This window comes from Mesorhizobium sp. M0195 (genome assembly GCF_040322115.1).
GTDB lineage: Bacteria > Pseudomonadota > Alphaproteobacteria > Rhizobiales > Rhizobiaceae > Mesorhizobium.
Genome location: NZ_JAMYSV010000001.1, coordinates 415,409 through 440,897, shown reverse-complemented (window position 1 = coordinate 440,897; position 25,489 = coordinate 415,409). Strand labels below are relative to the sequence as shown.

The 25,489-nt window shown below is 61.8% G+C and carries 21 protein-coding genes and 1 pseudogene; 11 read left to right on the top strand and 11 right to left on the bottom strand.

The window, feature by feature from the left end; genetic code table 11:
- Positions 1-2 precede the first annotated feature (2 nt).
- The gene (locus tag NKJ12_RS02185) at positions 3-341 is read right to left on the bottom strand and encodes a hypothetical protein (RefSeq protein WP_023679017.1); all 339 of its coding nucleotides are present in this window, start codon (positions 339-341) and stop codon (positions 3-5) included.
- A gap of 202 nt (positions 342-543) precedes the next feature.
- Between NKJ12_RS02185 and NKJ12_RS02180 the strand changes: the two genes are divergently transcribed.
- Positions 544-2,550: a PhoX family protein gene (locus NKJ12_RS02180; RefSeq protein WP_352701119.1), complete on the top strand. Its 2,007-nt coding sequence runs from the start codon at positions 544-546 to the stop codon at positions 2,548-2,550.
- A gap of 103 nt (positions 2,551-2,653) precedes the next feature.
- Here NKJ12_RS02180 and NKJ12_RS02175 read toward each other — a convergent pair whose 3' ends face one another.
- From NKJ12_RS02175 to NKJ12_RS02160, 4 genes and pseudogenes are all read right to left on the bottom strand, one after another.
- Positions 2,654-3,334, bottom strand: a complete 681-nt coding sequence (locus tag NKJ12_RS02175) for a GNAT family N-acetyltransferase (RefSeq protein WP_352701118.1) — start codon at positions 3,332-3,334, stop codon at positions 2,654-2,656.
- A pseudogene (locus NKJ12_RS02170) lies at positions 3,334-3,823 on the bottom strand (MarR family winged helix-turn-helix transcriptional regulator). The gene NKJ12_RS02175 and the pseudogene NKJ12_RS02170 overlap by 1 nt, the downstream one beginning before the upstream one ends.
- A gap of 134 nt (positions 3,824-3,957) precedes the next feature.
- Positions 3,958-4,719, bottom strand: a complete 762-nt coding sequence (locus NKJ12_RS02165) for an ABC transporter permease (protein WP_352509411.1) — start codon at positions 4,717-4,719, stop codon at positions 3,958-3,960.
- 14 nt (positions 4,720-4,733) lie between these two features.
- Complete coding sequence (locus NKJ12_RS02160; RefSeq protein WP_352509392.1) at positions 4,734-5,660, bottom strand: ABC transporter ATP-binding protein; 927 nt, start codon at positions 5,658-5,660, stop codon at positions 4,734-4,736.
- Positions 5,661-5,923: 263 nt separating this feature from the next.
- Here NKJ12_RS02160 and NKJ12_RS02155 point away from each other — a divergent pair, with 263 nt between their 5' ends.
- From NKJ12_RS02155 to NKJ12_RS02140, 4 genes are all read left to right on the top strand, one after another.
- On the top strand, positions 5,924-7,297 hold the full coding sequence (locus NKJ12_RS02155) for a cytochrome ubiquinol oxidase subunit I (protein WP_352701117.1): 1,374 nt from the start codon (positions 5,924-5,926) through the stop codon (positions 7,295-7,297).
- Positions 7,294-8,298: a cytochrome d ubiquinol oxidase subunit II gene (locus tag NKJ12_RS02150; RefSeq protein ID WP_352509391.1), complete on the top strand. Its 1,005-nt coding sequence runs from the start codon at positions 7,294-7,296 to the stop codon at positions 8,296-8,298. Before NKJ12_RS02155 ends, NKJ12_RS02150 begins: the two co-directional genes overlap by 4 nt.
- A 138-nt stretch (positions 8,299-8,436) precedes the next feature.
- On the top strand, positions 8,437-9,978 hold the full coding sequence (locus NKJ12_RS02145; RefSeq protein ID WP_352701116.1) for a hypothetical protein: 1,542 nt from the start codon (positions 8,437-8,439) through the stop codon (positions 9,976-9,978).
- A gap of 38 nt (positions 9,979-10,016) precedes the next feature.
- Entirely contained in the window at positions 10,017-10,943 is a 927-nt protein-coding gene (locus NKJ12_RS02140) for a mechanosensitive ion channel family protein (RefSeq protein ID WP_352701115.1), read from the top strand.
- 228 nt (positions 10,944-11,171) lie between these two features.
- On the opposite strand, the gene msrA is transcribed toward NKJ12_RS02140, so the two are convergent.
- From msrA to NKJ12_RS02120, 4 genes are all read right to left on the bottom strand, one after another.
- Positions 11,172-11,900, bottom strand: a complete 729-nt coding sequence (msrA, locus tag NKJ12_RS02135; RefSeq protein ID WP_352476876.1) for a peptide-methionine (S)-S-oxide reductase MsrA — start codon at positions 11,898-11,900, stop codon at positions 11,172-11,174.
- A 76-nt stretch (positions 11,901-11,976) separates the two neighbouring features.
- Positions 11,977-12,300: a hypothetical protein gene (locus NKJ12_RS02130; RefSeq protein ID WP_502904048.1), complete on the bottom strand. Its 324-nt coding sequence runs from the start codon at positions 12,298-12,300 to the stop codon at positions 11,977-11,979.
- Between the two features lie 78 nt (positions 12,301-12,378).
- A complete protein-coding gene (locus NKJ12_RS02125) occupies positions 12,379-13,089 on the bottom strand; it encodes a DUF1223 domain-containing protein (protein WP_352509387.1) in 711 nt (236 codons plus the stop codon).
- 343 nt (positions 13,090-13,432) lie between these two features.
- Positions 13,433-14,497 (bottom strand): TadE/TadG family type IV pilus assembly protein, encoded by a 1,065-nt coding sequence (locus tag NKJ12_RS02120; RefSeq protein WP_352691878.1) that lies wholly within the window; start codon positions 14,495-14,497, stop codon positions 13,433-13,435.
- A 159-nt stretch (positions 14,498-14,656) separates the two neighbouring features.
- Here NKJ12_RS02120 and lepA point away from each other — a divergent pair, with 159 nt between their 5' ends.
- Positions 14,657-16,462, top strand: a complete 1,806-nt coding sequence (gene lepA, locus NKJ12_RS02115) for a translation elongation factor 4 (protein ID WP_352701114.1) — start codon at positions 14,657-14,659, stop codon at positions 16,460-16,462.
- Between the two features lie 31 nt (positions 16,463-16,493).
- Entirely contained in the window at positions 16,494-18,218 is a 1,725-nt protein-coding gene (locus tag NKJ12_RS02110; protein ID WP_352701113.1) for an HsdM family class I SAM-dependent methyltransferase, read from the top strand.
- A gap of 227 nt (positions 18,219-18,445) precedes the next feature.
- Here NKJ12_RS02110 and NKJ12_RS02105 read toward each other — a convergent pair whose 3' ends face one another.
- Both NKJ12_RS02105 and NKJ12_RS02100 read right to left on the bottom strand, forming a co-directional pair.
- Positions 18,446-19,165, bottom strand: a complete 720-nt coding sequence (locus tag NKJ12_RS02105) for a RelA/SpoT-related domain-containing protein (RefSeq protein ID WP_352701112.1) — start codon at positions 19,163-19,165, stop codon at positions 18,446-18,448.
- Positions 19,162-20,217, bottom strand: coding sequence for a DUF262 domain-containing protein (locus NKJ12_RS02100; RefSeq protein WP_352701111.1), 1,056 nt, complete (start codon positions 20,215-20,217; stop codon positions 19,162-19,164). The genes NKJ12_RS02105 and NKJ12_RS02100 overlap by 4 nt, the downstream gene beginning before the upstream one ends.
- A gap of 629 nt (positions 20,218-20,846) precedes the next feature.
- Here NKJ12_RS02100 and NKJ12_RS02095 point away from each other — a divergent pair.
- The 4 genes from NKJ12_RS02095 to NKJ12_RS02080 all read left to right on the top strand — a co-directional run bounded on the left by NKJ12_RS02095 (position 20,847) and on the right by NKJ12_RS02080 (position 25,341).
- Complete coding sequence (locus NKJ12_RS02095) at positions 20,847-21,359, top strand: hypothetical protein (RefSeq protein WP_352701110.1); 513 nt, start codon at positions 20,847-20,849, stop codon at positions 21,357-21,359.
- 266 nt (positions 21,360-21,625) lie between these two features.
- On the top strand, positions 21,626-22,000 hold the full coding sequence (locus tag NKJ12_RS02090) for a hypothetical protein (protein WP_352614221.1): 375 nt from the start codon (positions 21,626-21,628) through the stop codon (positions 21,998-22,000).
- A 435-nt stretch (positions 22,001-22,435) separates the two neighbouring features.
- Positions 22,436-23,059, top strand: coding sequence for a CDGSH iron-sulfur domain-containing protein (locus NKJ12_RS02085; protein WP_352701108.1), 624 nt, complete (start codon positions 22,436-22,438; stop codon positions 23,057-23,059).
- A 254-nt stretch (positions 23,060-23,313) separates the two neighbouring features.
- The gene (locus NKJ12_RS02080) at positions 23,314-25,341 is read left to right on the top strand and encodes a hydantoinase/oxoprolinase N-terminal domain-containing protein (protein ID WP_352691906.1); all 2,028 of its coding nucleotides are present in this window, start codon (positions 23,314-23,316) and stop codon (positions 25,339-25,341) included.
- Positions 25,342-25,489 lie beyond the last annotated feature (148 nt).

Sequence of the window (25,489 nt, the reverse complement as noted above, 5' to 3'; positions counted from 1 at the left end):
AGCTACAGCCTTTGCAGATAGGGCCCGAGCGTGATCAGCGCCACAGCTGCGATGGCAAGCACAATGCCGGTTGCCTGCAAGGCATTGACGCGCTCGCCGAAGAAGACCAGCGCCACCACATTCACCGACACCAGCTGGATCACCGCCGACAGGCTGAACGACACAGACATGCCGAATTCACGAATCAGCCTCAGCATGATCAGATTGCCCAGCGAATAGAGCGCCAACGTCAGCACGATCTTGCCGAGGCTCGGCGCCAGCCCCCACTGTTTTGCGGCCATCGCCGCCAGCAGAAAGATCACCGTCGAAACGCAGAGCTGCCCAAGTCCCCAGAAACTCACTTTTGTTCCTCCCGATGCGGTCTCTACGCGCCTGCCGCAGCTCTTGTTTCCGAAGCGCCGGTCGCGGTCAAGCGGGGCTGATGTTGGATACGAAATCGCAGGTGGCAATTAGCCGGCATGTCATCAAACTGTGACCTGCCGGTAATACCGAATTGGCCAGGCAACACGCTCCAGCAATCCATCCAGCCAGAGGCAGGCCCCCATGACTGAACAGCGCTCGACCGAACATCGCACCCCGGACGCCCATTTCCGCACCAGTCTGCTCGAGGAAAACGATGGGCCAGGAGCCAATCCCACCGACAACCGCACCATGGGTGAGATCATCGCCGCGCGGTTCTCGCGCCGCGGCTTCCTCAAGGGCTCGCTTGCCGTCTCGGCCATAGCCGCTACCGTTAGCCCGCTGGCGCTGATCACCGCCGACAACGCCCGCGCCGCCGAAGGATCCGCCTTCGCTTTCGACGAGCTCGAGGCCGGCATCGACGACAAGCATCACGTCGCACCTGGCTACGACGCCGACGTGCTGCTGCGCTGGGGCGATCCGCTGTTCGCCGACTCGCCGGAATTCGATCCGACAAAACAGTCGGCGGAAGCCCAGGCCAGACAATTCGGCTACAACAACGACTATGTCGGCTATATCCCGATCGACGGCTCGGCCGAGCACGGCCTGCTGGTCGTCAACCACGAATACACCAATCCGCATCTGATGTTCCCGGGCCTCGTCACCATCGTCGATGGCAAAGCCAAGCAGGCGCCCCTCAGCAAGGAGCAAGTCGATGTCGAGATGGCCGCGCATGGCGGCACCATTGTCGAGATCCGCAAAGAAGCCGGCAAATGGCAGGTCGTGCGCGACGGCAAGCTCAACCGCCGCATCACCTCCAATACCGAGATGGCACTGTCTGGCCCCGTCGCCGGCCACGACCGCGTCAAGACCAGCACCGACCCGAGCGGCACGAAGGTCATCGGCACCCTCAACAACTGCGCCGGCGGCGTCACGCCGTGGGGCACCTATGTCATGGCCGAGGAGAACATCCACGGCTATTTCTCGGGCGAGCTGCCGCAGGGCCATAACGAGGCGGCCAATTACAAGCGCCTCGGCATTCCCGAAGGCGCCTATGAATGGGCGGCGCATCACGACCGTTTCGATATCGGCAAGGAGCCGAACGAGCCGAACCGCTTCGGCTGGATCGTCGAGGTCGACGTCCAGGATCCGACGTCGGTGCCGAGGAAGCGCACCGCCATGGGCCGTTTCAAGCATGAGGGCGCAGAATCGATCGTCGCCAAGGATGGCCGTGTCGTCTTCTACCTCGGCGACGACGAGCGTTTCGACTATGTCTATAAGTTCGTCACCACAGGCAAGTTCAATCCGGACGATCGCGCCGCCAACATGAATTTGCTCGACGACGGCACCTTGCATGTCGCCAAGTTCGCCGAGGACGGTTCGATCGAATGGCTGCCGATCGTCTTCGGCCAGGGGCCGCTGGGGGCGGAAAACGGCTTTGCCAGCCAGGCCGACGTGCTGATCGAGACGCGCCGTGCCGCCGACCTGCTTGGCGCCACCAAGATGGACCGCCCGGAAGACATCCAGCCCAATGCCGCCAATGGCAAGGTCTATGTCATGCTGACCAACAATTCGAAGCGCAAGGCCGACCAGGTCGACGCCGCCAATCCGCGCGCCGAAAACGCCTTTGGCCATATCATTGAGATCGTCGAGGATGGCGGTGATTTCGCTGCGACCAAGGGCAAGTGGGAAATCCTGCTGAAATGCGGCGATCCCGCCGTGGCCGAAATCGGCGCCACCTTCTCCACCGCAACCACTGCCAATGGCTGGTTCGGCATGCCGGACAACTGCGCGGTCGATTCGGCGGGCCGCCTCTGGGTTGCTACCGACGGCCAGGGCCCGAAGGCCACAGGCCGCACCGACGGCCTGTGGGCGGTCGACACGGAAGGCCCGGGGCGGGCGACCTCAAAGCTGTTCTTCCGTGTGCCGATCGGCGCCGAAATGTGTGGTCCCCTGTTTGCGCCGGACGACCAGACTGCTTTCGTTGCCGTCCAGCATCCAGGCGACGGTGGCGAGGACTGGGAGGCTTTTGGGCGTCCGTCCTATTATGAGGATTTGTCGACCCGCTGGCCTGACTTCAAGGCGGACATGCCGGTGCGCCCGGCGGTCATTGCCATCACCAGGCAAGGCGGCGGCAAGATCGCGGTCTGAGACGCAAGAAGGCCTTGCAGTCTCAAGGAAGGATTTCGACCATACGAAATCCTTCCTTTCCTGATACGGGATGCATCCATGCTGCGCATCATGCGCCGACTAATCATTCGGTGCGCTGAACCACGGCCACATTCATTGTGCTTCGCAACCTGAAGCCAATGGACTCGTATAGTCTGATGGCCGTGGCGTTGCTGGCATAGGCATGGAGATAGGGAACTTCGCCGCGCGCCACTATCCGGTTTGCCACGAACAGGGACAGCAGCTTGCCTAGGCCACCGCCGCGAAATTCCGGATGTGAGCACACCCCGCTGAGTTCGGTATAGCCAGGTTGCTTCATGCGCTCGCCGGCCATTGCCACAAGTCTGCCCTCGATTTTAACGCCACAAAAATCGCCCAGGCTCAGGGCTTCGAGCGTGAATGGGCCAGGCTTGGTGAGCAATGCCAGGGCGAGCATCTCAGCTGCATCGTCTCGGGTCAGACGTTGCACACGTTTGTCAGACACGGTTTGCAACGGCCGCTCGGCAATCATTTGAACCCCGGCTGCGGTCGAAGTCGCACAAAGCCCCGCGGGCAGAGCAATGGCGTCCGACTGAAGCAGGATGACACTCTCGCCCGCGGAGACAAGCTGTTCGAGCGCCCGCAGGCTTTCCGCGTCGTCGGCGCCAGTGGCGGCGAATGGAACGATCGACGGCCGATACCGCCTGGCGAGGTCATTACCTTGCGCGAACGCCCGATGTCGCGTCTGAAGCGCGCTCCAGATAGGGCGGTCGAGCAGGTGTCTCATCACGCCGCGGCCTCCGGATTTTTCACTCGACGGTCGAGAGGGGCCGCGGCTAGGCCATCTTCGATGGCGGTCAGCTGCTCAAGAAGCGGCCCCGAAAGATCCGCGCACAAATCCGCAACGGCGTTTTCGATGCGCGGCCAGACCTCGCGCTTTGCGACATCGACCAGCCGCTGGCCGTCCCGAGTGAGGGCGACAATCCTGCGCCGCTGGTCATCGGTCGACGGACTAACCTCGAGCAATCCCAATCCGGCCAGAAGCGAGACGCTTCGCGTTACACCTGGCTGCGCGATGCCAAGCGATTGCGCCAGTTCCCCGACAGGCAGCGGGCCCAGCCTGTCGAGCGCGGCCAGCAGCGGGTACTGGGCTCGCCTGAACCGGGACATCCAGCCGGTCGAGCAGGCGCTGCGCCTCCGCTTGCAGTTGCTCGCCTATACGCTTCATCCTGCTGCCCAGGCACAAGAAGCCAAGCGATCGTATGATGTCTTCCATAAACCAGTCCGTCTCGCGAAAAACAATAACATGATATATAACAAAACATGAAGATCAAGGGCATCGTCGCAAGGGCTGCACTCAGCGCTGTTTCCGTTGACTGATAAGGCTGCTTTGCCTGGCAGGCCAGTCGATCAGTTGCGCAGCCGGTAGCCGGTCCTGAAGATCCAGGCGACGATTGCTATGCAGACGAGCAGGAAAACAACCGTCATGCCGAGGCTGACGCCGACCGAAACGTCGGATTTGCCGTAGAAGCTCCAGCGGAAGCCACTGACCAGGTAGACGACCGGGTTGAACAGCGTCACCGTGCGCCAGATGCCCGGCAGCATGTTGATCGAATAGAAGCTGCCGCCGAGGAAGGTCAGCGGCGTGATGATCAGCAGCGGCACCAGCTGCAGCTGCTCGAAGCTCTTCGCCCAGATGCCGATGATGAAGCCGAACAGGCTGAAGGTCACCGCCGTCAGCACCAGGAAGGCGAGCATCCAGAACGGATGCTCGATGTGAAGCGGCACGAACAGCGAGGCCGTCGCCAGGATGATCAGGCCAAGCACGATCGACTTTGTCGCCGCACCCCCGACATAGGCGATGACGATCTCCAGATAGGACACAGGCGCCGACAGCAATTCGTAGATCGAGCCGACGAATTTCGGAAAATAGATGGCGAAAGAAGCGTTGGAGATCGACTGCGTCAGCAGCGACAGCATGATCAGCCCCGGCACGATGAAGGCGCCGTAGCTGATGCCGTCGATCTCGGTGATGCGCGAGCCGATGGCCGAGCCGAAAACGACGAAATAGAGCGAGGTGGAAATGACCGGCGAAACAATGCTCTGCAGCACCGTGCGAAGGGCGCGCGCCATCTCCACCCGATAGATCGCCCATACCGCATGAAGATTCATGACCGCGCGCGGGTTCATGCCGGTTTCCTCACCAGATTGACGAAGATCTCCTCAAGCGAGCTGTTTTCCGTATCGATGTCGCGGAACTGGATGCCGGCCGCCTCGAGCTCGCGGATCAACGAGGCGACGCCCGGCCGTTCGCTCTGGTTGTCATAAGTATAGGTCAGCTGCCCGCCATCCGGCGAAAGCTCCAGCGCGTAGCGCGAAAAGGCGTCGGGAACGGTGGCCAGGGGACTGCGCAGTTCCAGCACAAGCCGCTTGCGGCCGAGCTTGCGCATCAGCTCGGCCTTGTCCTCGACCAGCACGATCTCGCCGCGGTTGATGACGCCGACGCGGTCGGCCATCGCCTCCGCTTCTTCGATGTAGTGCGTGGTCAGGATGATGGTGACGCCGTCTTCGCGCAGCCTGCGCACCATAGCCCACATGTCCTGGCGCAGCTCGACATCGACGCCTGCCGTCGGTTCGTCGAGGAACAGGATGCGCGGCTCGTGCGACAACGCCTTGGCAATCATCAGCCGGCGCTTCATGCCGCCGGACAGCGTGATCGCCTTGGCGTCCTTCTTGTCCCAGAGCGACAGGTCGCGCAGCACTTTTTCGACGAACGCCTTGTCCGCCGGTTTGCCGAACAGGCCGCGGCTATAATTGACCGTCGCCCACACGCTCTCGAAGGCGTCGATGGTCAGTTCCTGCGGAACCAGCCCGATCAGGCTGCGCGCCGCGCGGTAGTCGCGGTTGATGTCATGGCCGTCGACGGTGACGGAACCCGACGAACGGTTGACGATGCCGCAGACGATCGAGATCAGCGTCGTCTTGCCGGCGCCGTTCGGACCGAGCAGCGCAAAGATCTCGCCGCGCACTATATCGAGATTGATCTCCTTCAGCGCCTTGAAGCCGGTGGCGTAGGTCTTGGTGACCCCGGAAATCGAGATGATCGGCTGCATGGCTGAAAACGGCTGCTTGAAACAGAGGTGTTGATTTAATCCGCTGAATGTCGGTTCGCAAACCCGGATGTCAATGCCGCTCCTGACAGTTCTGGACATCGAGGTTCGCCGGAATAGGCGACACCTGCCAGGTCCGTCCAGCCAAATCCACGCAAAAACACATTCACCGGCACTGCGGCGTTCCGCCTCGCGGCGGGACGCCGCTTTGACCGTGCGGTGCATCAAGCCTATCCTTGTACAAACAAGCAGCAGCCGGAGCCGCCATGGACCCGCTCATTCTGTCGCGCATTCAGTTCGGCGCGAACATCTCGTTCCACATCCTGTTCCCGGCGATCACCATCGCGCTCGGCTGGGTGCTGCTGTTCTTCAAGCTCCGCTACAACGCGACAGGCGATTCGGCCTGGATGCGCGCTTATTTCACCTGGGTTAAGGTATTCGCGCTGTCCTTCGCCATGGGCGTGGTTTCCGGCGTCACCATGAGCTTTCAGTTCGGCACCAACTGGCCGAGCTATATGGAGACGGTCGGCAACATTGCCGGCCCGCTACTGGCCTACGAGATCCTGACCGCCTTTTTCCTCGAGGCGGCGTTCCTCGGCATCATGCTGTTCGGCTTCCGCCGCGTCTCGAACCGCGTCCATACGCTGGCGACGGTGCTGGTGGCCGGCGGCACCACCTTGTCCGCCTTCTGGATCATAGCACTCAATTCGTGGATGCAGACGCCGGCCGGCTTCGAGATGCGCGATGGTGTAGCGCACGCCACCGACTGGTGGGCCGTTGTCTTCAATCCGTCCATGCCCTACCGGCTCGTCCATATGCTGCTTGCTTCGGGGCTGACCGTCTCGTTCCTGATCGCCGGCCTGTCGGCGCTGCGCTATCTCTACGGCGATCGTTCGGAATCGATGTGGAAGGCGCTGCGCACCGGCGTCTTCACCGCCGCGATCCTGATCCCGATCCAGATCTTCGCCGGCGACCAGCACGGCCTCAACACGCTCGAACACCAGCCGCAGAAGATCGCCGCCATGGAGGCCAACTGGAACACCGGTCCCAACGTGCCGCTGGTGCTGTTTGCGCTTCCCGATGAAGCGGCGAGCGAGAACAGGTTCGAGCTCACCATTCCCGACGGCGCCAGCCTCATCCTCAGGCACAGCGCCGGCGGCGTCGTGCCGGGGCTGAACGATTATGCCGGCAACCATCCGCCGGTATTTCCGGTGTTCTGGGGCTTTCGCATCATGGTCGGCACCGGCCTCCTTATGCTCGCCGTCTCCTGGTCGGCGGCCTTCTTCCTCAAGCGCCGCCACAGCCTGCCCAAGCCGCTGGCGCTCGTCATGGTGCCTATGGCGCTGTCCGGCTGGCTGGCGACGCTGGCCGGCTGGTACACCACTGAGATCGGCCGCCAGCCCTGGCTGGTCACCGGCGTGCTGCGTACCGCCGATGCTGTCGGGCCGGTCGCCGGCAGCCATGTCGCGCTGTCGCTCGCGGTCTACCTCATCCTCTACGTGCTGCTCTTGGTCGCCTATCTCAGCGTGTTGGTGCATCTGGCATTGAAGGCGGCGAAGGATGGAGACACCTCGCCGCTGCCGGGCGTCATGAACAGGCCGCTGTCGCAGCCGGTTGCGCAACCAGGAGAAACATCATGAGCTTCGACTGGCCGACCCTGCTGCCTCTGATCTTCGCCGGGCTGATGGGCCTCGCCATCCTGATCTACGTCATCCTCGACGGCTTCGATCTCGGCATCGGCATCCTGTTCGCCGCAGCCGAAGGCACCGAACAGGATACGATGATCGCCGCCATCGGCCCGTTCTGGGACGCCAACGAGACCTGGCTGGTGCTGGCGGTCGGCCTGCTGCTGGTCGCCTTCCCGCTGGCGCACGGCACCATCCTGACCGCGCTCTACATTCCGGTTTTCGTACTGCTGGTCGGCTTGATCCTGCGCGGCGTCGCCTTCGATTTCCGCGCCAAGGTGCCGGCCGGCAGGAAGCACCGCTGGAACCGCATCTTCTTCCTCGGCTCGGTCATCGCGTCGCTGGCGCAGGGCTATATGCTCGGCGTCTATGTGCTCGGCCTCGACGTCGGCCCTGGCGGCATGGCGTTCGGCGCGCTGGTGGCGCTCTGCCTTGCCGCGGCCTACGCGGCGATGGGCGCGGCCTGGGTCATCTACAAGACGGAAGGCGATCTGCAGAAGAAGGCGGTGCTGTGGCTGCGCACGGCGCTGGTGCTGACCGCGCTCGGCATGGTCGCGGTATCGCTGGCCACGCCCTTTGCCAGCGCGCGCATCTTCGACAAATGGTTCGTCTGGCCGGCCATGCTCTATTTGTCGCCGCTGCCGATCCTGTCGGCAGTGCTGTTCCTGTGGCTGTGGCGCCAGACCTTCCATATGCCGAAACCCGGCGACCGCCACGCGCTGCTCCCGTTCCTGACATTGGCCGCGATCTTCACGCTCGGCTTTGCCGGCCTCGCCTGGTCTTTCTACCCCTTCGTGGTGCCCGACCGGCTGACCATCTGGCAGGCTGCTTCGGCACCCGAAAGCCTGGCCGTCATCCTGGTCGGCACGGCCGTCGTGCTGCCGATCATCATCTTCTATTCGTTCTTTGCCTACCGCGTGTTCGGTGGCAAGGCGACGGATCTGACCTATGACTGACCGGCATCGCCGTCGCCGCCTGAAACAGAATATTCATCTTCAAGCGGAATAACCTTCTCTGGCCGGCCCAGCAGAATCGCCGGCAAGAAGAAGGGCAACAGAATGAACCCCTTTTCTGCGGCAGGACAGGATCGGCTGTTGCTTTTGCTGATCCGGACAGTCGCGCTGATCGGCGCACTCGCGCTTGCCGGCCTGCTGCCGGCCATGCCGCAGGCGCATGCCCAGGACGCGGCCAACTGGACGGGCGTGTGGGACACGAAATGGCGCGGCGGCGGCGCCCAGATCAAGTTCGAGCAGACCGGCGCCGACGTAAAGGGCGTGTACCCGCTTTATAACGGCCGTATCGAGGCAAAGGCCGAAGGCGACAAGCTTGTCGGCCACTGGTTCGAAGGCGACCGCCAGGGCGCCTTCACCTTCGTCCAATCGCCTGACGGCGGCAGCTTCATGGGCCGCTTCGATGCCGCCACCGCCGAATGGTGGACAGGTGTGCGCGTCAGCGCCGTCGAGGACGTGCGTGTCGACCAGTCGAGCCCGATGAGCACCATGCGCTCGTTCCTGCAGACGATGAACGAGAGCGGCGCCGACAACGTGCCGCGCGCCACCGGCGGCGGCATGGGTCTTGCCGGTCTGGCGGCGGGTCTCGTCGACGTCACCGAGGCCGACCGCGGCGGCCTCAACATGCCCGATTACACCAAGCTGCTGTTCACCGTCATCGACAACGCGACGTTCCGTCTGTGGAGCCTGCCGCATGACATTATTTCCAGCGACGAGGTGACGGCGACGCTGCCGCAATACGGCACCAGGGTCTCCTTCGCCGTCACTTTTCGCCGCAAGAATGGCGACTGGTTCATCGTCGGGCCGCCACTTGGCCAGCTTCAGGCCAAGCTCGCCGAATTCCAGGAAGCGCGTGGCGAAGCCGTAGACATGGTCGACGATCCGAGCAGGCTCGCCTCGCCGCGCGATACGTTCAAGGTGCTGTTGAGCGGCCTCACCGAAGCCGGCGATCCGGCACAGGCGGCGCTCGACCTGCGCAACTACAGTCAGGCGGTGCGTGGCGACGAGGCGTTCCTGCTCGAGCGCTATCTCAAAAAGGTCATCGACCGCATCGGCTACGTCTATTGGCAGGAGATCCCCGACGATCCGAAGAGCAACACCCCCTTCGTCTATTTCGAGCATCCCGCCGGCAACATCGTCATCGGCCCGGTCGAGACTGACCCCGACGGCACCGGCAAGCGCAAGATCTGGCAGTTCACGCCCGAGACGCTCGCCCACATCCGCGCGCTCTACGCCGACGTCGAAGACGTGCCGGTGGCGCCGGAATTCGCCGCCTTCGCCAGCACCGACCCGTTCTTTATCGCCCGTGGCCTCGCCCGCGAGATCAGCCCCGGCCTGCTCACCCGCGCCGGCCCGATGGAGCACTGGCAATGGTGGATGCTCGGCCTTGCCGCACTGGCCGGCATCGTCTTCGGCTTCATCGCCAATGCGCTGATTTCCTTGTTTGTGCGAAGGACGGACAGCCCGGCCTTCTTCCGCATCGTCGAATGGGCGGTGCGCTCGATCGTGCTTGGCTTCTTCCTGCTGTTGACGCTGCGCCCGCTCGGTCTGCCGCAAGTGGTCGCCGCCCCGGTCAAGGCAATCGCCTGGAGCCTGATCGTGATCGGCGCCGTGCCGGTGGTCTGATCGGCAAGGTCGCCGAACACTATCGCGGACTGTGGCAAGTGCCCGGCTATCACGACACGCTGATTTCGCTGTCCACCGGCGTCGCACGCGTCGCCGTGCTGGTCGTCGCCTTCCTGCTGTTGGCCGAAGTGCTCGCCATCCCCTACGAAGGCGTCATCGCCGGTCTCGGCATCGGCGGTCTGGCGGTGGCGCTGGCGGCGCAGCCGACGCTGCAGAACTTCCTCTCCGGCCTGACGCTCTATGCCGACCGGCCGGTAAGCGTCGGCGACTTCTGCAAGTTCGGCGACCAGTCCGGCACGATCGAGCATATCGGCATGCGCTCGACGCGCATCAGGTCGCTCGACCGCACCATCATCTCGGTGCCGAACTCGGATTTCGCCGGCATGCAGATCGAGAACTACGCCCATCGCGACCGCACCCGGTTCGCGACGACGCTGCAGCTGCGCTACGAAACGACGCCCGATCAGCTGCGTTACGTCCTGGCCGAGCTGCGCAAGCTGCTGATTGCCCACCCGCGCGTTATCGATGAGCCGTGCCGCGTGCGCTTTGCCGGCTTCGGCGCCTATTCGCTCGATATCGACGTGTTCACTTATATCAAAACCGCCGACGTGGCCGATTTTCAAGCCGTCCGCGAGGACATCCTGTTATCCATGATCAACGTCATGGATGATGCCGGCGCGCAGTTCGCCTTCCCTTCGTCACTGGAATACAGAGCCACCGACCTTCCGGTCGACGACGAAAAACGCATCGCCGCGGAGAAAAGGGTCGGCGATTGGCGCGAGGCGCAAAATCTGCCTTTCCCCGACTTCAGCCAGATCGACAAATTCGCCCTCAACAACACACTTGCCTACCCGCCTGAGGGCTCGGCACACTATCGCGAGACAGAGCCCGACCCGGACTCGGCCGAGGCAAAGGCGACGCTGGAGAAGGTGCGCTGGAGCCTGCCCTGGAAAAAGGGGAGGTAGTTTCGAGACGTTGGCGGGACAGCACCCCCCTCTGGCCTGCCGGCCATCTCCCCCGCAAGGGGGGAGATTAGCAGTTTCAGCGCTCCGCTCGTCCTGAACGTTGGAGATTTGGCGAAGGTCGAGGTGATAGCCGATCTCCCCCCTTGCGGGGGAGATGTCCGGCAGGACAGAGGGGGGTGCGAAGGATCGCCGACGCTTATTCTCCGTCGCGCCCGCCGGCGCAAAAGCTCAGCTCTTGTTGGCGGCCAGCACCAGCACCGGCTTTTCGCTGTAGAGGTTGGGGAACAGCCGCTTCAGATTCTCGACCTTGGGCAAATCATTGTAGACGATATAGGGATAGGTCGGGTTGAGCGTCAGAAAGTCCTGGTGGTAGTCCTCGGCCGGATAGAAGCTCTTGCCGGTCTCCAGCGTCGTCACGATCGGCTTAGGAAACACCTTGGCCTTGTCGAGCTGGGCGATATAGCTTTCGGCGATCTTTTTCTGCGTGTCGTTTTCGGCAAAGATCGTCGAACGGTACTGTGTGCCGCTGTCCGGCCCCTGGTAGTTCAGTTGCGTCGGATTGTGCGCCACCGAGAAATACACCTGCAGCAGCTGGCCGTAAGTAACCTTGGACGGCTCGTAGGTGATCTCGACGGATTCGGCATGGCCCGTCCGGCTGGTGCCGACCATTTCATAGACGGCCGTGTCCTTGTCGCCGCCGGCATAGCCGGAGACGGCGCTGGTGACACCCTTGACGTGCTGGAACACGCCTTGCACACCCCAGAAGCAGCCGCCGGCGAAGACCGCCTTTTCGGTGCCGGCGGTGGCCTTCTCGTCCATTGCCGGCGGCGGGATCACCACCGCGTCTTCGGCCGAGACTGCCGGGGTCTGCCAGAATACGGCGGCGGCGGCCGTGAGGATGAGCGCGGCAGCTGCTGCTTTTGCGAAAATCGACGATCGTTTCACGGCTGCGGTCATGTCTGATCTCCCATGATGTGGTGTGGATTATACGACGGATAGGTCCGCCGGGCTCTCACATTGCTGTGCGCATCGCCTATTTGGCCGGAGCCATGGCATCGCAGGCCTTGGTCGCCTCCGCCTTCTTCATGGCGTCCGTCTCGGCGTCGGCCTTGTTCATGCAGTCGGCCTTCATCGGATCTGTCGCCTTCATCGCGGTCGTGGCCATTGCGTCAGCCGCCATGGCGCCGGCCGGCTTCATTGCATCCGTTGCCGGCTTCATGGCGCCCGTTGCCGGCTTCATAGCGTTTGTCGCCATCGCCGGCTTCATCGCATCTTCGGCCCGCGCCGCGCCTCCTGCGAACAGCGCCGTTGAGCAAAGTGCGAAGGCGAGTGCCGCCAGGGTCGGGCGATTGGTCAAGATGATCTCCTAGGGTTTGGCAGGGGTTGACGGCATGCGGCGGCGCCGCTGCGCGTTGGGGGAATTTCGCGCGGGTTTCTAATTCGTAGCGGCAGCAAGGATCGGCCCGCCGCCCGGCACCTGTACCAGCACCGCCGTGCTAAGGCCGCCCGTCGTCGCCGGCAGCGGCAGCGCGGTAGCGTCGCCGGTCCAATTGCCCAGCCTGGTCAGCGAATGCACGACATTGGCGTGCGGCAGCGTGCGGCCGGTGTTTTCTCCGCGCGCCACCGGCACCTCGACGACGCCCTTGCCGTAACGCACCAACCAGACGTCGGCCTTGCCGCCGGGAACCGGACCGGCGCCGATGCTGACCGTCCCGTCGGCGAGCGACAGCGAAGGTCCGTCGGCGTGGCCGCCGCTCGAAATCAGCTGCTCGATCTCGCCCGGCCTGGCGCCGACCGCATCGGCCTTGCCGTTGACCACCACTTGCGGCGTGAACGGGCCGGAACGGCCGAGCGACGGTTCATAGCGGACCTGGCGCTGCGTGAATTCTTCTTTGCCGAATGTGTCCTTCCAGCCGAGATAGTCCCAGTAGGTGACGTTGAAGGACAGCGCCAGCACGCCGGGCCGGTCCTTGACCTTGATCAGATTGGCGTTGGCCGGCGGGCAGGACGAGCAGCCCTGGCTGGTGAACAGCTCGACGACGGTCTGCGTCTGGCCGGCGGCCGCGCCGGTTGCCGACAGCACAGTTGCCGAAAACAGCATTGCGGCGAGCCCCTTCAGGGCTGTGCTGCGTCTCGATCCGGTCATCGCTGTTCTCCTGTGCGGTTCCATGTCCACACTTCGCCGCCAACACACGGTTCGTTACAGCATCACCGCTTCGTGATCGTTCGCAGCTCTCCCTTCCCCTTGTGGGAGAAGGTGGATCGGCGCGAAACGCCGAGACGGTTGAGGGGTGCTGGAAGAAATGAGGCGTCGGCGTCCCCTGGAACACCCCTCATCCGACCGAGCTTTGCTCGGCCGTCTTCTCCTACAGGGGGCGAAGGGAAGACGGTCGCTCGCAACCAACACGCCACCCGGTGTGACCGGGCGGCGGTGTGATGGACGGGCAGCCTAAGCGGGCCGATATGCCCTCGCACTCAGCTGCGGCGGCCTATTGTGTCAACAGCGTTTCCGATGCCCGCTGATTGAAGGCGCACTTGCCGGTTACTGTGTAGAAAAAGTCCGCGTTGGAATCGGTGATGGTCGGAGATGTCGGCACCGGCGATCCCCCGTCTTCCCACGCTTGTGTGCTGGTCTGGCCGCACGGCACCAATGTAAAGATATCGACCGTTTGGCCACTGGCGATCTCGACGCCGTCCGCGTAGAGGCGGTTCGATGTCGCCGGATCGTTCGATTTGAGCACCGTTGGATTGCCTGACGGCACATCCATCTGCAGGTAGAGCTGGTCCATCTGGCTGACGTCGATCACCGCGCCGGCACCGGTCGCGGGGTACATGGTGTTGACGCAGGTGGTCGCATATTTCTTGCCGTTGGAAGCGGTCTGGGTGATCGTGGTGCTGGGCAGCCCATAAAAGCTGAGCACCGTGGTGGTCGTACACACCTGCTGCTGGACCGTAGTGATCGTCGCTCCGTTGATGGTGGAGACGGTCGCCGTGCCATAGCCTTTCGGATCGCCATAACCGTTGTATGTGTAGGTGATCTTCATCAGCTTGTTGGCCACCGTGTCCCCGAATTTGGTGCCGTAGAGCGTCATTGTCTTGCCCCACCAGCCCGAGACCTTGGTCACCTTGAACGTGGCTTGCACCAATGCCGGCCGCTTTGTCACTGCCGACGCAACGCCGACCTGCACCGTGTTGATCCTGGCGATCTGCATGAAATTCGTCGGCATGGCAAAGCCGGCCGAAGCCTTGATGCTGGCGGCGCCGTCGGTGGCGACGACGAAGCTGTCGAGCTTGGCCGTGCCTTGCCCGCCATTGGCCAGGTATACCTCCTGCAGTTTTACCTGACGGTCCGCCAATGAGGTGTCCGTCGCAAGCGTCGTGATCGACAGCGACGCTGCATCGAGGGCGTTCTGCATCGATGCCCTGGTTGAAACCGCCGAGGTATAGTCGATGGAAAAGCCCAATGCGGCAACCATCGGGATAAGCAGGATGGCGAGCATCGGCGCGAACGAGCCGCTCACCGATCTGAGAAATTTGCGTGCTGACAGCGGCATTCCGATCCCCCCGAAACGGCGATAGACCGGTGGGCTACCACGCCGGGCGCAAACTATGCTCTAATCTCATGGATCAAAGTTTAACGACTTTGCCGCCTTGCCGCCGCACCCGCGCCCCGCCGCTTGCCGATATACCGTGCCCCTGCTAAAGCGCGCCGCATGACCACGCCGATCAAGAACATCCGCAACTTCTCCATCGTTGCCCATATCGACCATGGCAAATCCACGCTTGCCGACCGGCTGATCCAGTCGACCGGCGGGCTGGAGCTGCGCGACATGAAGGAGCAGGTGCTGGACTCGATGGACATCGAGCGCGAGCGCGGCATCACCATCAAGGCGCAGACGGTACGGTTGAAATACCGCGCCAACAATGGCGAGGATTATATCCTCAACCTGATCGACACGCCCGGCCATGTCGACTTCGCTTATGAAGTGTCGCGCTCGCTTGCCGCCTGCGAGGGCTCGCTGCTGGTCGTCGACGCCTCGCAAGGGGTCGAGGCGCAGACGCTGGCCAATGTCTACCAGGCGATCGACAACAACCATGAGATCGTCGTGGTGCTGAACAAGGTCGACCTGCCCGCTGCCGAGCCCGAGCGCATCCGCGAGCAGGTCGAGGAGGTGATCGGCATCGACGCCTCCAACGCCGTGCTGATCTCGGCCAAGACCGGGCTGGGCATTCCCGACGTGCTCGAAGCGATCGTCAACGATCTGCCACCGCCGCGCGAGGGCGACATCGCGGCCCCCTTGAAGGCGATGCTGGTCGACAGCTGGTACGACGCCTATCTCGGCGTCATCGTGCTGGTGCGCATCATCGACGGCGTGCTGAAGAAGGGCCAGACCATCCGCATGATGGGCACCGGCGCCAGATACCTGGTCGAGCGCACCGGCGTCTTCACGCCCGCCCGCATCAATGTCGACGAGCTCGGCCCCGGCGAGTTCGGCTTCTTCACCGGCTCGATCAAGGAGGTTGCCGACACCCGCGTCGGCGACACCATCACCGAAGACAAGCGCCCGACGGCACAAGCCCTGCCCGGCTTCAAGCCGGCGCAGCCGGTGGTGTTCTGCGGCCTGTTCCCGGTCGACGCCGCCGATTTCGAAGACCTGCGCGCCGCGGTCGGCAAACTGCGCCTCAATGACGCGTCCTTCTCCTTTGAAATGGAAACCAGCGCCGCGCTCGGCTTCGGCTATCGCTGCGGCTTCCTCGGCCTTTTGCATCTTGAAATCATCCAGGAGCGGCTGGAGCGCGAGTTCAACCTCGACCTCATCGCCACCGCACCCTCGGTCGTCTACCGCCTGCTGTTGAACGACGGCACGGTCAAGGAACTGCACAATCCGGCCGACATGCCCGAGGTGGTCAAGATATCGGCCATCGAGGAGCCGTGGATCCGCGCCACCATCCTCACCCCCGACGACTATCTCGGCGGCATCCTGAAACTCTGCCAGGACCGGCGCGGCATTCAGGCCGACCTCTCCTATGTCGGCAAGCGCGCCATGCTGATCTACGATCTGCCGCTCAACGAGGTCGTCTTCGACTTCTACGACCGGCTGAAGTCGATCTCCAAGGGCTACGCCTCCTTCGACTATCATTTGACCGACTACAAGGAAGGCGACCTGGTGAAAATGTCGATCCTGGTCAATGAGGAGCCGGTCGACGCGCTGTCGATGCTTGTCCACCGCACGGCGGCGGAAAAGCGCGGCCGCCAGATGTGCGAGAAGCTGAAGGAGCTGATCCCGCATCATCTGTTCAAGATCCCGATCCAGGCGGCGATCGGCGGCAAGGTCATCGCCCGCGAGACTATCTCGGCGCTGCGCAAGGACGTCACCGCCAAATGCTACGGCGGCGACGTCTCGCGCAAACGCAAGCTGCTCGACAAGCAGAAAGAGGGCAAGAAGCGGATGCGGCAGTTCGGGAAAGTGGATATCCCGCAGGAGGCGTTTATCCAGGCGCTGAAGATGGGGGATTGAGCCTGGCTTCACTTATTCGGTCAGAGACGTGATGGAGCAGAAAAGCTCAACCAGCCGGGCAAACGATGGGCACAGCTTCGTTCGCCAAATGGCGGCGGCACTTCGCGATTCAGACCCCCAGGTTTCTCTACGACGTCTCAACATATGCCGAGACATTCTTGAAGGAATTTTTCCAGAATCGCTAAGTTACGACACTATCGAGAGAATCGTGGGCGCCGATGAAGATGAGCGCCACTACATCGTAGGTGCGCTTTACGCGCTACTTATGCCTCCAAAACGGAGGAGACGGCTTTCAGCTTACTTTACTCCTCCAGCCATTTCTAATCACGTGGTGAGGCAGCTTATAGAATTTGGCTTCAATCCTTTTTCACATAGTGTGATTGATCCCGCCTGTGGCGGAGCCGCATTTCTTGTCCCTTTCGCAAAGCACATGGATAAACTGACCAAAGATTCTATAGGACTTCAAACGTCGGAAGGCATACTAAAGAGAATTGTCGGGGTAGAAATTGAACCAGGTTTGGCGAGCCTCTCCGAGACCCTAATTGCCGATACGCTCAACGTCGACAGATTGACAGTGTCCGGACAGGTGGTTAGGCGGGGAAACGCGCTCAGGCTTGGGATGGCTAAAGCGCGGTCATTCGACGCGGTAGTGAGCAACCCCCCTTATGGTCGCGTCTTTCGAGCCAAAGCCGAAACTGTCGAACGCTGGTCAGATGTGATTAGCGACGGGCATGTTAACACGTATGCTCTCTTTGTGGCACTTTCTATTAAGATAGCCAAGCCAGGAGGGTTAATAGCACTAATCATACCAACGAGTTTTATCGGCGGCCCCTACTTTTCTAACTTACGCATGTTCATTCGGCGTGAAGCCGATGTTCTACGCATCGAACTTATTCAGAGGAGATCTGAAGCTTTTCTAGATGTAATCCAAGACGCCTGCATACTCTATATGCGCCGGAAGATTCAGCGAGATGCGATCGATTTAGGTCCGCCGCAGGTCTTTGAATTAGAAATCGGAGGCGCAATACGCCTCCAAGGTGCGGCGCAATTCTCACCTGAACTGAAAGGTGTTTGGGCTTTACCAAATCCGGGGTTTGACGAACCTAGCGCACCTGCCTTCTATTTCGACTCTCGGCTTTCAAACCTTGAGGAATACGGATACTTGGTGAGAACGGGTTTTTTTGTCTGGAACCGAAATGGCGAAAAGCTCACCGGCCGCACGAAGCCAGAGCCGGGTGAGGTCCCGTTGATATGGGCCAAGAATATCAAGGCGAATGAATACGTGCGGATGGGGGAACGGAATGCTTCGCCTCACGGGGCGCTGTCCTTCGTCCGCATCGATCCAGAAAGCTCGGCAATCATTCGTACACCATCTTTGGTTGTGCAGCGCACAACAAATAGGCGGCAAACGCGAAGGCTAATTGTAGGTGAGGTTGAGGAGAGCGTCGCCAAAAAATATGGCGGCTATGTTACAGAGAACCACACCATAGTTATAACAAAGAAGGCGGGTATCTCTACCGACGTGCCGCTGTCCATGCTAATGCAGTTGTTGAACAGTGATCCTGTAGACAAAATGTATAGACAAATATCTGGAACGGTAAGTGTTAGCACGAAGTTGCTCAGGCAACTTCCTTTGCCAAAGCCTGCCCACCTTTTGAAATCATTGTCCATAGAAGGTGATCTTGATAAAGCCGTTCTAGAGGCTTACGCACTAACGCTTGACACCAAAACGCAAGTCAGAGGCGGATTGTCTTAGCCGCCGCCTGAGAGCTTGGAAAGCCGGCAGGTAGCTGCAATTCCGGAGTAAGCAAGAGCATCGGCTTAGAACTGTTCGATAGCGCGATATCTAAAGCCGGAGCGTGTGCCGTAAACAATGCCGAGAGAACTACTCCATAAGGGGAGAGGTTCAATGGCAGACCATTGTTGTTCTTCTTCAAAGTGACTATTAAGCCGTCCAGATCGGCAGAGTTAATTCCTAGAATGCTAAGAATCGAAGAGAATCGTTTCGGCCAGCCCACGTAGGTTATCCGGCAAATCGGGCCTTTTCCAATGCTTCTTCAAGACAGCTATCACATCAGCAATAGATCGAATTTTAGGGCTGACTAAAGCGACGACGGAGCTCGATGCGAGGTTATTTGCTTCCTGAAGGGATAACTCGACATGTTCCAACGCTGCTTTCAGGTGAGCGACAACGCGGTCTTTGCCCCATGTTACGACATCCGTTTTGTAGTTAAAATCATGGGTCGCAATCCCCCAGGCGTGTTGTAGAAATGTTTTTACCTGAACCTCAAATACAATATTGTCGATAGGCTCCGGCGGCAAGCTACCATCATTGTAACGAACACAGTAAAGGCGAACATCGTCAAAAGGGAAACTGTCGGCAGCTTTGTTTGTCTCAAGCTCTTTTTTCGGACGGCGATATCGAATATTAAATTGCTTCTGAACGGAAGCAATCGCTCTTTTGACATCAGCGGTCGTCGGCACCACCAACGTACAAGCAAGGAAATCCTCTAGCGCACGAGGATTTGTCACTCTTCCCGACTCGAGCTTAACAGCGAAGCTCTCAAGTTCTTTTAGCCGACTTTCATAGTGCCATCTCGACTCTTTCAGGCCTCGCATAGCGCTATCGACGTGCGAGATAAGTAAGCTGTTAATTTCGAACTGATCGTCAAAGATCTTGCGCACCGACGCCTGAATTTTCATTGGATTTTGAGCGCTTCCTTAAGAGCATTATGTCGCGCAAGCCTTTGCGGACCCTCTGTGCTGGCACCTCGCGAATTCTCGCGATAGGTGGCTGCCAGCTGGTACTCCGCTCCATCTGGAGGCGCGTCACCGGGCGCCAGCTCGACTATTTCCTGGACCCTGGACATGAAAGCGTCAAAATCGGCGGCAAGAGCGGTTATCTCGGGCAGCGCATCAGCCAATGCTAAAACTCCCCAGAGTGTATACAGAGGTCCAAAACCCTTCGCCCATTTACTTATTGATTTATTGGCTGCCTCAATTGCGGCCAGGGTGTCTTTGGTATTGTTGAACTTTTGCAAGAAATCATCCTCCGAAAAATCGGAGAGTTCCGCAATGTCATCATACTCGGCGTAAATCTCGTCCAAAAATTCTTGATCAAAACCTCGAGGCGCGCCCGTGATTACGACAGCCATCAGCTCAGACATGAACTGCACGTCCATCATTCGCTTGCTGCGGGCGCGGCTTGTCACACCTAGAACTCTCCAGAGGTCGGATTCGGTTTCGGCTTCTGCCCTAGTGATAAACCACCCGTCGTACTTTGCATGGCGGAGTTCTTGGGACGTGAGCTTTCGAGAATTCCTATTGAGGCGGTCGAAAACCGCGTTCACTAGCTCTCCATCTCTGACGTCAATCATTTCAACAGTTATGGTGTAGTTCCAAAAGAGATGCTTGAGATCACTTTGATCTGCAATGTCCTTCCAGCGCTTGTTATCGAGCCGTTCATCGCCAAATGAAGCTGGAACGCGTATCTTGTTACCTGTGAAGAGCAGAATCGTCTGTAGTCGCTGTTTGCCATCAACAACGTGATATGTCGCAGTTCCACTGGATCCGATCTCCTTGTGAAGGAAAATCGCAGGCGATGGATAGTTTCTGAAGATCGTATCCAGGAAAAACCGTCGATCGTTTGCCGTCCATACACTGCGTCTTTGATATGGTGGCTCTAGATTGAGTTGCTTGGACCTATTAAGGTCCAAAAACCATGTTATGTCCTGAGTTGATACCCTGCGTTCCACGCCGTCCGCTCCTGCTTTGATTATTAACATATTCCAGATGGTGCATGGGTCTAGCCGGGCACACTCTAGTGATTTTCGTCGGTTTCTTATTGCGGCTGGAGACAGAGAGTGGCACGCAATTACTAATCGTTTACACCTATACGATTCGTTTACAAGGCATTCGGTCTGGAGGTACCAGACCATTTGGCTTTTGCGTATTAGGCGTCCTTTTCCTCGCCACCCCACCCCACCCCCGTCCACGCCGCCGACGTGGCCTCTTCGTCAAGAACAGCGGCAGCAGGCGGTGGCGGTCGAGCTGTTCAGGGCAAGGACTGTTCCTAGCTTTGCTGGTGTGTGGCTGCCTAGGACTCGGTCTGTTCTTCGCGCGCGGGGCGTTTGACACCTGCGTCCAGGAGAAGCTCAACGCCAAGGGCTTTCGCGACCGGCGCGGCGGCGACGTGCTGGTGCTTTGGGGTCAGGTGTGCGTGCCCGCCTCACCTCCGGCAAGGCGCGGGGATGAGCAGCTTCGCGCTGACCGAGCCGCCGCCATCAAATACGCGCTGGCCGACGCGCTCCGTCGGGACAGCTGCCGCCATTGGAGAACGCCCTATCCTGAAGTATCCTCGTGTCGGCTTTAGGGAGACGCCGAAATGCGCTCCACCTTGGACATCGTCGCCGCGATCGGCCTCGCCATCGGCGGCGCTCTGGGCCTCGCCGGCACCTTCGTCGGGAGCGCACCGCTTCGCGAAACGCTCTGGACGATCGACGGCGTGGCGCTCGTGGTGGCGACCGCGCTGCTGACGATGAAATATCAGCGGCAGAGCAATGACTGCGTGGCGGCTGGATTTTTGACCTTTCTCGCCGGCGAAAGCCTGCTGCTCTCCGGCAATGCGGCGGGGCTTGAGGCCAGCGTGCCCTCCTATGTCGGCGGTATCTCGCTTTGGGCGGCGGCGCTGGTCATGGTCAGCGCGCCGAAAACCTTCGTGCTGTGGATGCGGCTGACTGCGGTCGTGGCGGCTGTGCTGTTCGTCGTCTCGGCGGGCCTGATCCTGTGGGGTGCGCCCTTGCTGCCCACCTCGTCGCCTTTGCCCGCCGCCGGCTATCCGTTCCTGGTGCTCACATTCATTGGCTGGATCTGGACGCTGTTGAAGCCCGGGCGTTGAGCCCGGTCGGACCGCCCCCTCTCCGGCCGTTTCGCGGCTCCCCACTTTGTGGGGGCGAGCAACCCAGGTCTTCTTCGGTGATTGGCATTTCCTCGCCCCACGAAGTGGGGAGAGGTGGTTTGCGAAACAAACCGGAGAGGGGTCTTCCTTGGCAACGCTGCGCTTTCGCGATGTGCAAATGGCGCACCCCCTTCCACCCATCCCGCCGCCATGCCATGTTCCCCCTCGCGGCCGGGCAGGCCGCTTCATTCCGGGGGGAAATCATCATGTCGTCCTACGCTTTCGGGCGCCGCGTCGCTGCGTCGCTGTTCATTGTCACGCTGTTTGCGCCCGTCGCGCATGCCGGCGATGTCACCTTCGAGATCAAGAACAGCCATCCGAACGCCATGCGCGTCGAGCTCTACAGCCAGGACCGCGATCATGTCTGGCCGGGCAACAATCAGGATTACTATCTCAACGATGGCGAGACCAAGTCGATCCCGCTGTCCTGCAGTGACGGCGAATCGATCTGCTACGGCGCCTGGGTCGACGGCGACGAGAACACCTATTGGGGCGTCGGCCCCGGCAATACGGAAAAGTGCGACGATTGCTGCTACACCTGCAGTGGCGGCGAGACCGAGGAAATCGATCTGGTTCCGTGACGTGGCAGATCTCCCTCCTTGAGGGGGAGATGTCGCCAAAGGCGACAGAGGGGGTCGCCGCGCATAGAGCGCCAACCTGTTCTGCAGCAGCAGGCCGAGTCCGGTCGTGCCGACCCCCTCTGGCCGCTGCGCGGCCATCTCCCCCTCGAGGGGCCTCGAGGGGGGAGAGGGCCGTCCCGCGAGTGCAGGCCGGCAACGGAATTTCAAAGCTGAAACAAAAAACCCGCCTCGGCAGGCGGTCGTTGGAGCCAATTAGCACCATACGCAAATTAGTAGCATAGCTGCCGGCACAAAGCAAGAACAAAATGTGGTGCCGCGAGCAAAAAATGGGAATTCCCTTACCGCCGCGCCCGAGGTCGGCCCTCACGAGGGGAGAATGCTGCCTTGACGTCGTCCTGACTGTCGCCATAGCGTAGTCCGACAGGAGACCCACCCATGGCAGTGGTCGAAGGCGAGAAGATCGACATCGGCTTTTCGGGAAAACGTTGCATCCATTCGCGCAACTGCGTGCTCGGCGATCCGCATGTCTTCGTGCCCAATGCGCCCGGCCAGTGGATCCATCCGGATGCGGCCAGCGTCGAGAAGATCGTGGCGCTCGCCGAAGCCTGCCCGTCCGGCGCCATCACCTATATTCGCAAGGATGGCGGGCCGCAGGAACAGCCGCCGGTGGTCAACATTGTGCGCATAAGGGAAAACGGTCCGCTTGCCGTCCATGCCGAGATCGTGTTGGGCGGCGAAACGTTTTACCGCGCCACGCTCTGCCGCTGCGGCGCCTCGGAAAACAAGCCGTTCTGCGACGGCAGCCACACCAAATCGGGCTTCACCGCCACCGGCGAGCCGGCGCTGAAGGACACGCCGGCGCTGGAGGTGCGGAATGGCCCGCTGACCGTCACACCGACGCCCAACGGCCCGCTCAAGCTCGAAGGCAATGTCGAAATCGTCACCGGCACCGGCCACACGGTCGACCGCACGCAACGCACCTTCCTCTGCCGCTGCGGCCACTCCGCCAACAAGCCGTTCTGCGATGGCTCGCACAAGCGCGTGGGGTTTGTGGGGTAGCCTAGCGATCTCCCCCCTTGAGGGGGAGATGTCGCCGAAGGCGACAGAGGGGGTCGGTACGTCCTGACGCCAACGCGGCGGCCAGAGAATGCCGGGGCTCCACGCGAGACGACCCCCTCTGGCCTGCCGGCTATCTCCCCCTCGAGGGGGGAGATTGGCCGTCACCACGATCATCGCCCGTGGCCCAGCCATCACGGCTTTATCGATCGGCCGGTATCCGCTAAGGGGCGGAGACGAATTCTCCGGACGCAAATATGACCGCCAGGCCCAAACCCTCACCCCTGTTCCTCGGCATCGACACCGGCGGCACCTACACCGACGCGGTGCTGTGGTCGGAGGCCGGTGGCCCAAGCGGCAAAGTTCTGGCCAAGGCCAAGGCGCTGACGACGCGCCACGATCTCGCCGTCGGCATATCGGGCGCGGTCGATGCGGTGCTGCAAAAAGCCGGCACCGACCCGACTGCGATAAAACTGGTGTCGATGTCGACGACGCTTGCCACCAACGCGCTGGTCGAGGGCCAGGGCGGCCGGGTCGCGCTGGTGATGATCGGCTTTGCCGAGGGCGACCTTGCCCGCGACGGGCTGAAGGCCGCACTTGGCACCGATCCCGTGGTGTTCTGCCCCGGCGGCCACGATGTCCACGGCAATGCGGCAAAGCTCGATCTGTCCGGGCTGGAGGCAGCTTTGCCGGAATGGGAAAAGTCGGTGTCCGGCTTTGCAGTCTGCGCCTATTTCGCCACCCGCAATCCGGCGCACGAGCTAAGCGCGCGGAACCTGATCCGCGACGTAACCGGCCTGCCGGTCACCGCCAGCCACGAACTGTCGGCCAAGCTCGGCGGGCCGCGCCGGGCGCTGACGACCTTGCTCAACGCCAGACTGATCTCGATGATCGACCGGCTGGTCGCGGCAACCGAAGGCTTTTTGGCCGCGCGCAACATCGCCGCCCCGCTGATGGTGGTGCGCGGCGACGGCGCTTTGGTCTCGGCCGCCTTTGCCCGCCAGCGGCCGATCGAGACGATCCTGTCCGGCCCGGCCGCCAGCCTCGTCGGCGCCCGCCACATGACCGGCCTCGACGATGCCGTGGTCTCCGACATCGGCGGCACCACCACCGACGTCGCCGTGCTCGACAAGGGTCGGCCGCGGCTCGATCCGGAAGGCGCCACCGTCGGCGGCTTCCGCACCATGGTCGAAGCGGTCGCCATGCGCACCTTTGGCCTGGGCGGCGATTCCGAAGTGGCGCTGGAGGACGGCGTGCTCAACCCGAAAATCCTGCTCGGGCCGCGCCGCCTGGTGCCGCTGGCGCTGGCCGGCATGATACATGGCGAGGCGGTTGCATCAGAGCTGGAACGCCAGCTGCGGGCTCCCAATCCTGGTCGCATGGACGGACGCCTGGCGGTTCGAACCGGCGTGCCGGAGCGGCTGGCGGCCGGACTGACCGGTGCCGAAGCCAAGCTTTACGAACTGATCGGTGCCGTGCCGCAGGCTCTCGACAGATTGCTGACCTCGAATGCCCAGAACGCCACCTTGAACCGGCTGGTGTCGCGCGGGCTGGTGCATGTCGCCGGCTTCACGCCGTCGGATGCCGCGCATGTGCTGGGCAGGCAGGCCAATTGGGATGCGGCCGCGGCGCGTCTCGGCGCCGAGCTGTTCGCGCGCAGGCGCGACGGCCGCGGCCAGTTCATCGCCGCCTCGCCGGAGGCGATCTCGGAACGGGTGCTGACCGCGCTGACCCGCCTGTCGGCCGAAGTCATCCTCGAGACCGCCTTCGCCGAGGATGGGCTGGATGGCGCGGCGACCGTCGCCCATGCGCTGGTCCAGCGTGCCGTCGACGCCCATCCAGGCATCGCCCGCCTCAGCGTCGCGCTCGACCGTCCGGTGATCGGCCTCGGCGCCTCGGCGCCGCTGCACTATGCCGGGCTGGCTGAGCTGGTCGGCAATCGATGCGTGGTGCCGGAGGATACCGATGTCGCGAATGCGCTCGGCGCCGTCGTCGGCCAGGTCCGGGTCTCGGCCGAGGCGCGGGTCAGCCAGCCCAAGGAAGGGCTGTTCCGTGTCGCCTCAGGCGAAAGCGTGCGGGACTTCAACGACGAGGCGGCGGCAATCGCGGCGGCGGAGAAAGATGTGCGGGCGATTGCCGCTGGACGCGCGAAGGACGCCGGCACCGACAGCGCCGAGATCGAAATCGCAAGCGAGTTCCGCGTCTCGACCGTCGAGGGCCAGCGCATGTTCATCGAGGCGCATGTCGTGGCGATCGCGTCGGGACGGCCAAGGATTGCGGTGTGAGCGCGTAATCTCCCCCCTCGAGGGGGAGATGTCGCCGAAGGCGACAGAGGGGGTCGCCTCGCATGAAGCGCGACTTCCTTGTGCCGCAGGAGGCCGAGCCCGGTCGAACCGACCCCCTCTGGCCGCTTCGCGCCCATCTCCCCCTCGA

Excerpts from the sequence above, each read along its gene's own strand:
- NKJ12_RS02180 (WP_352701119.1), top strand. The coding sequence starts at position 544 with ATGACTGAACAGCGCTCGACCGAACATCGCACCCCGGACGCCCATTTC.
- NKJ12_RS02090 (WP_352614221.1), top strand. The coding sequence starts at position 21,626 with ATGTCGTCCTACGCTTTCGGGCGCCGCGTCGCTGCGTCGCTGTTCATT.
- NKJ12_RS02120 (WP_352691878.1), bottom strand. The coding sequence starts at position 14,497 with ATGCCGCTGTCAGCACGCAAATTTCTCAGATCGGTGAGCGGCTCGTTC.
- NKJ12_RS02125 (WP_352509387.1), bottom strand. The coding sequence starts at position 13,089 with ATGACCGGATCGAGACGCAGCACAGCCCTGAAGGGGCTCGCCGCAATG.
- lepA (WP_352701114.1), top strand. The coding sequence starts at position 14,657 with ATGACCACGCCGATCAAGAACATCCGCAACTTCTCCATCGTTGCCCAT.
- NKJ12_RS02150 (WP_352509391.1), top strand. The coding sequence starts at position 7,294 with ATGAGCTTCGACTGGCCGACCCTGCTGCCTCTGATCTTCGCCGGGCTG.
- NKJ12_RS02110 (WP_352701113.1), top strand. The coding sequence starts at position 16,494 with ATGGAGCAGAAAAGCTCAACCAGCCGGGCAAACGATGGGCACAGCTTC.
- NKJ12_RS02160 (WP_352509392.1), bottom strand. The coding sequence starts at position 5,660 with ATGCAGCCGATCATCTCGATTTCCGGGGTCACCAAGACCTACGCCACC.
- msrA (WP_352476876.1), bottom strand. The coding sequence starts at position 11,900 with ATGACCGCAGCCGTGAAACGATCGTCGATTTTCGCAAAAGCAGCAGCT.
- NKJ12_RS02175 (WP_352701118.1), bottom strand. The coding sequence starts at position 3,334 with ATGAGACACCTGCTCGACCGCCCTATCTGGAGCGCGCTTCAGACGCGA.
- NKJ12_RS02155 (WP_352701117.1), top strand. The coding sequence starts at position 5,924 with ATGGACCCGCTCATTCTGTCGCGCATTCAGTTCGGCGCGAACATCTCG.
- NKJ12_RS02165 (WP_352509411.1), bottom strand. The coding sequence starts at position 4,719 with ATGAATCTTCATGCGGTATGGGCGATCTATCGGGTGGAGATGGCGCGC.
- NKJ12_RS02095 (WP_352701110.1), top strand. The coding sequence starts at position 20,847 with ATGCGCTCCACCTTGGACATCGTCGCCGCGATCGGCCTCGCCATCGGC.
- NKJ12_RS02105 (WP_352701112.1), bottom strand. The coding sequence starts at position 19,165 with ATGAAAATTCAGGCGTCGGTGCGCAAGATCTTTGACGATCAGTTCGAA.
- NKJ12_RS02085 (WP_352701108.1), top strand. The coding sequence starts at position 22,436 with ATGGCAGTGGTCGAAGGCGAGAAGATCGACATCGGCTTTTCGGGAAAA.
- NKJ12_RS02080 (WP_352691906.1), top strand. The coding sequence starts at position 23,314 with ATGACCGCCAGGCCCAAACCCTCACCCCTGTTCCTCGGCATCGACACC.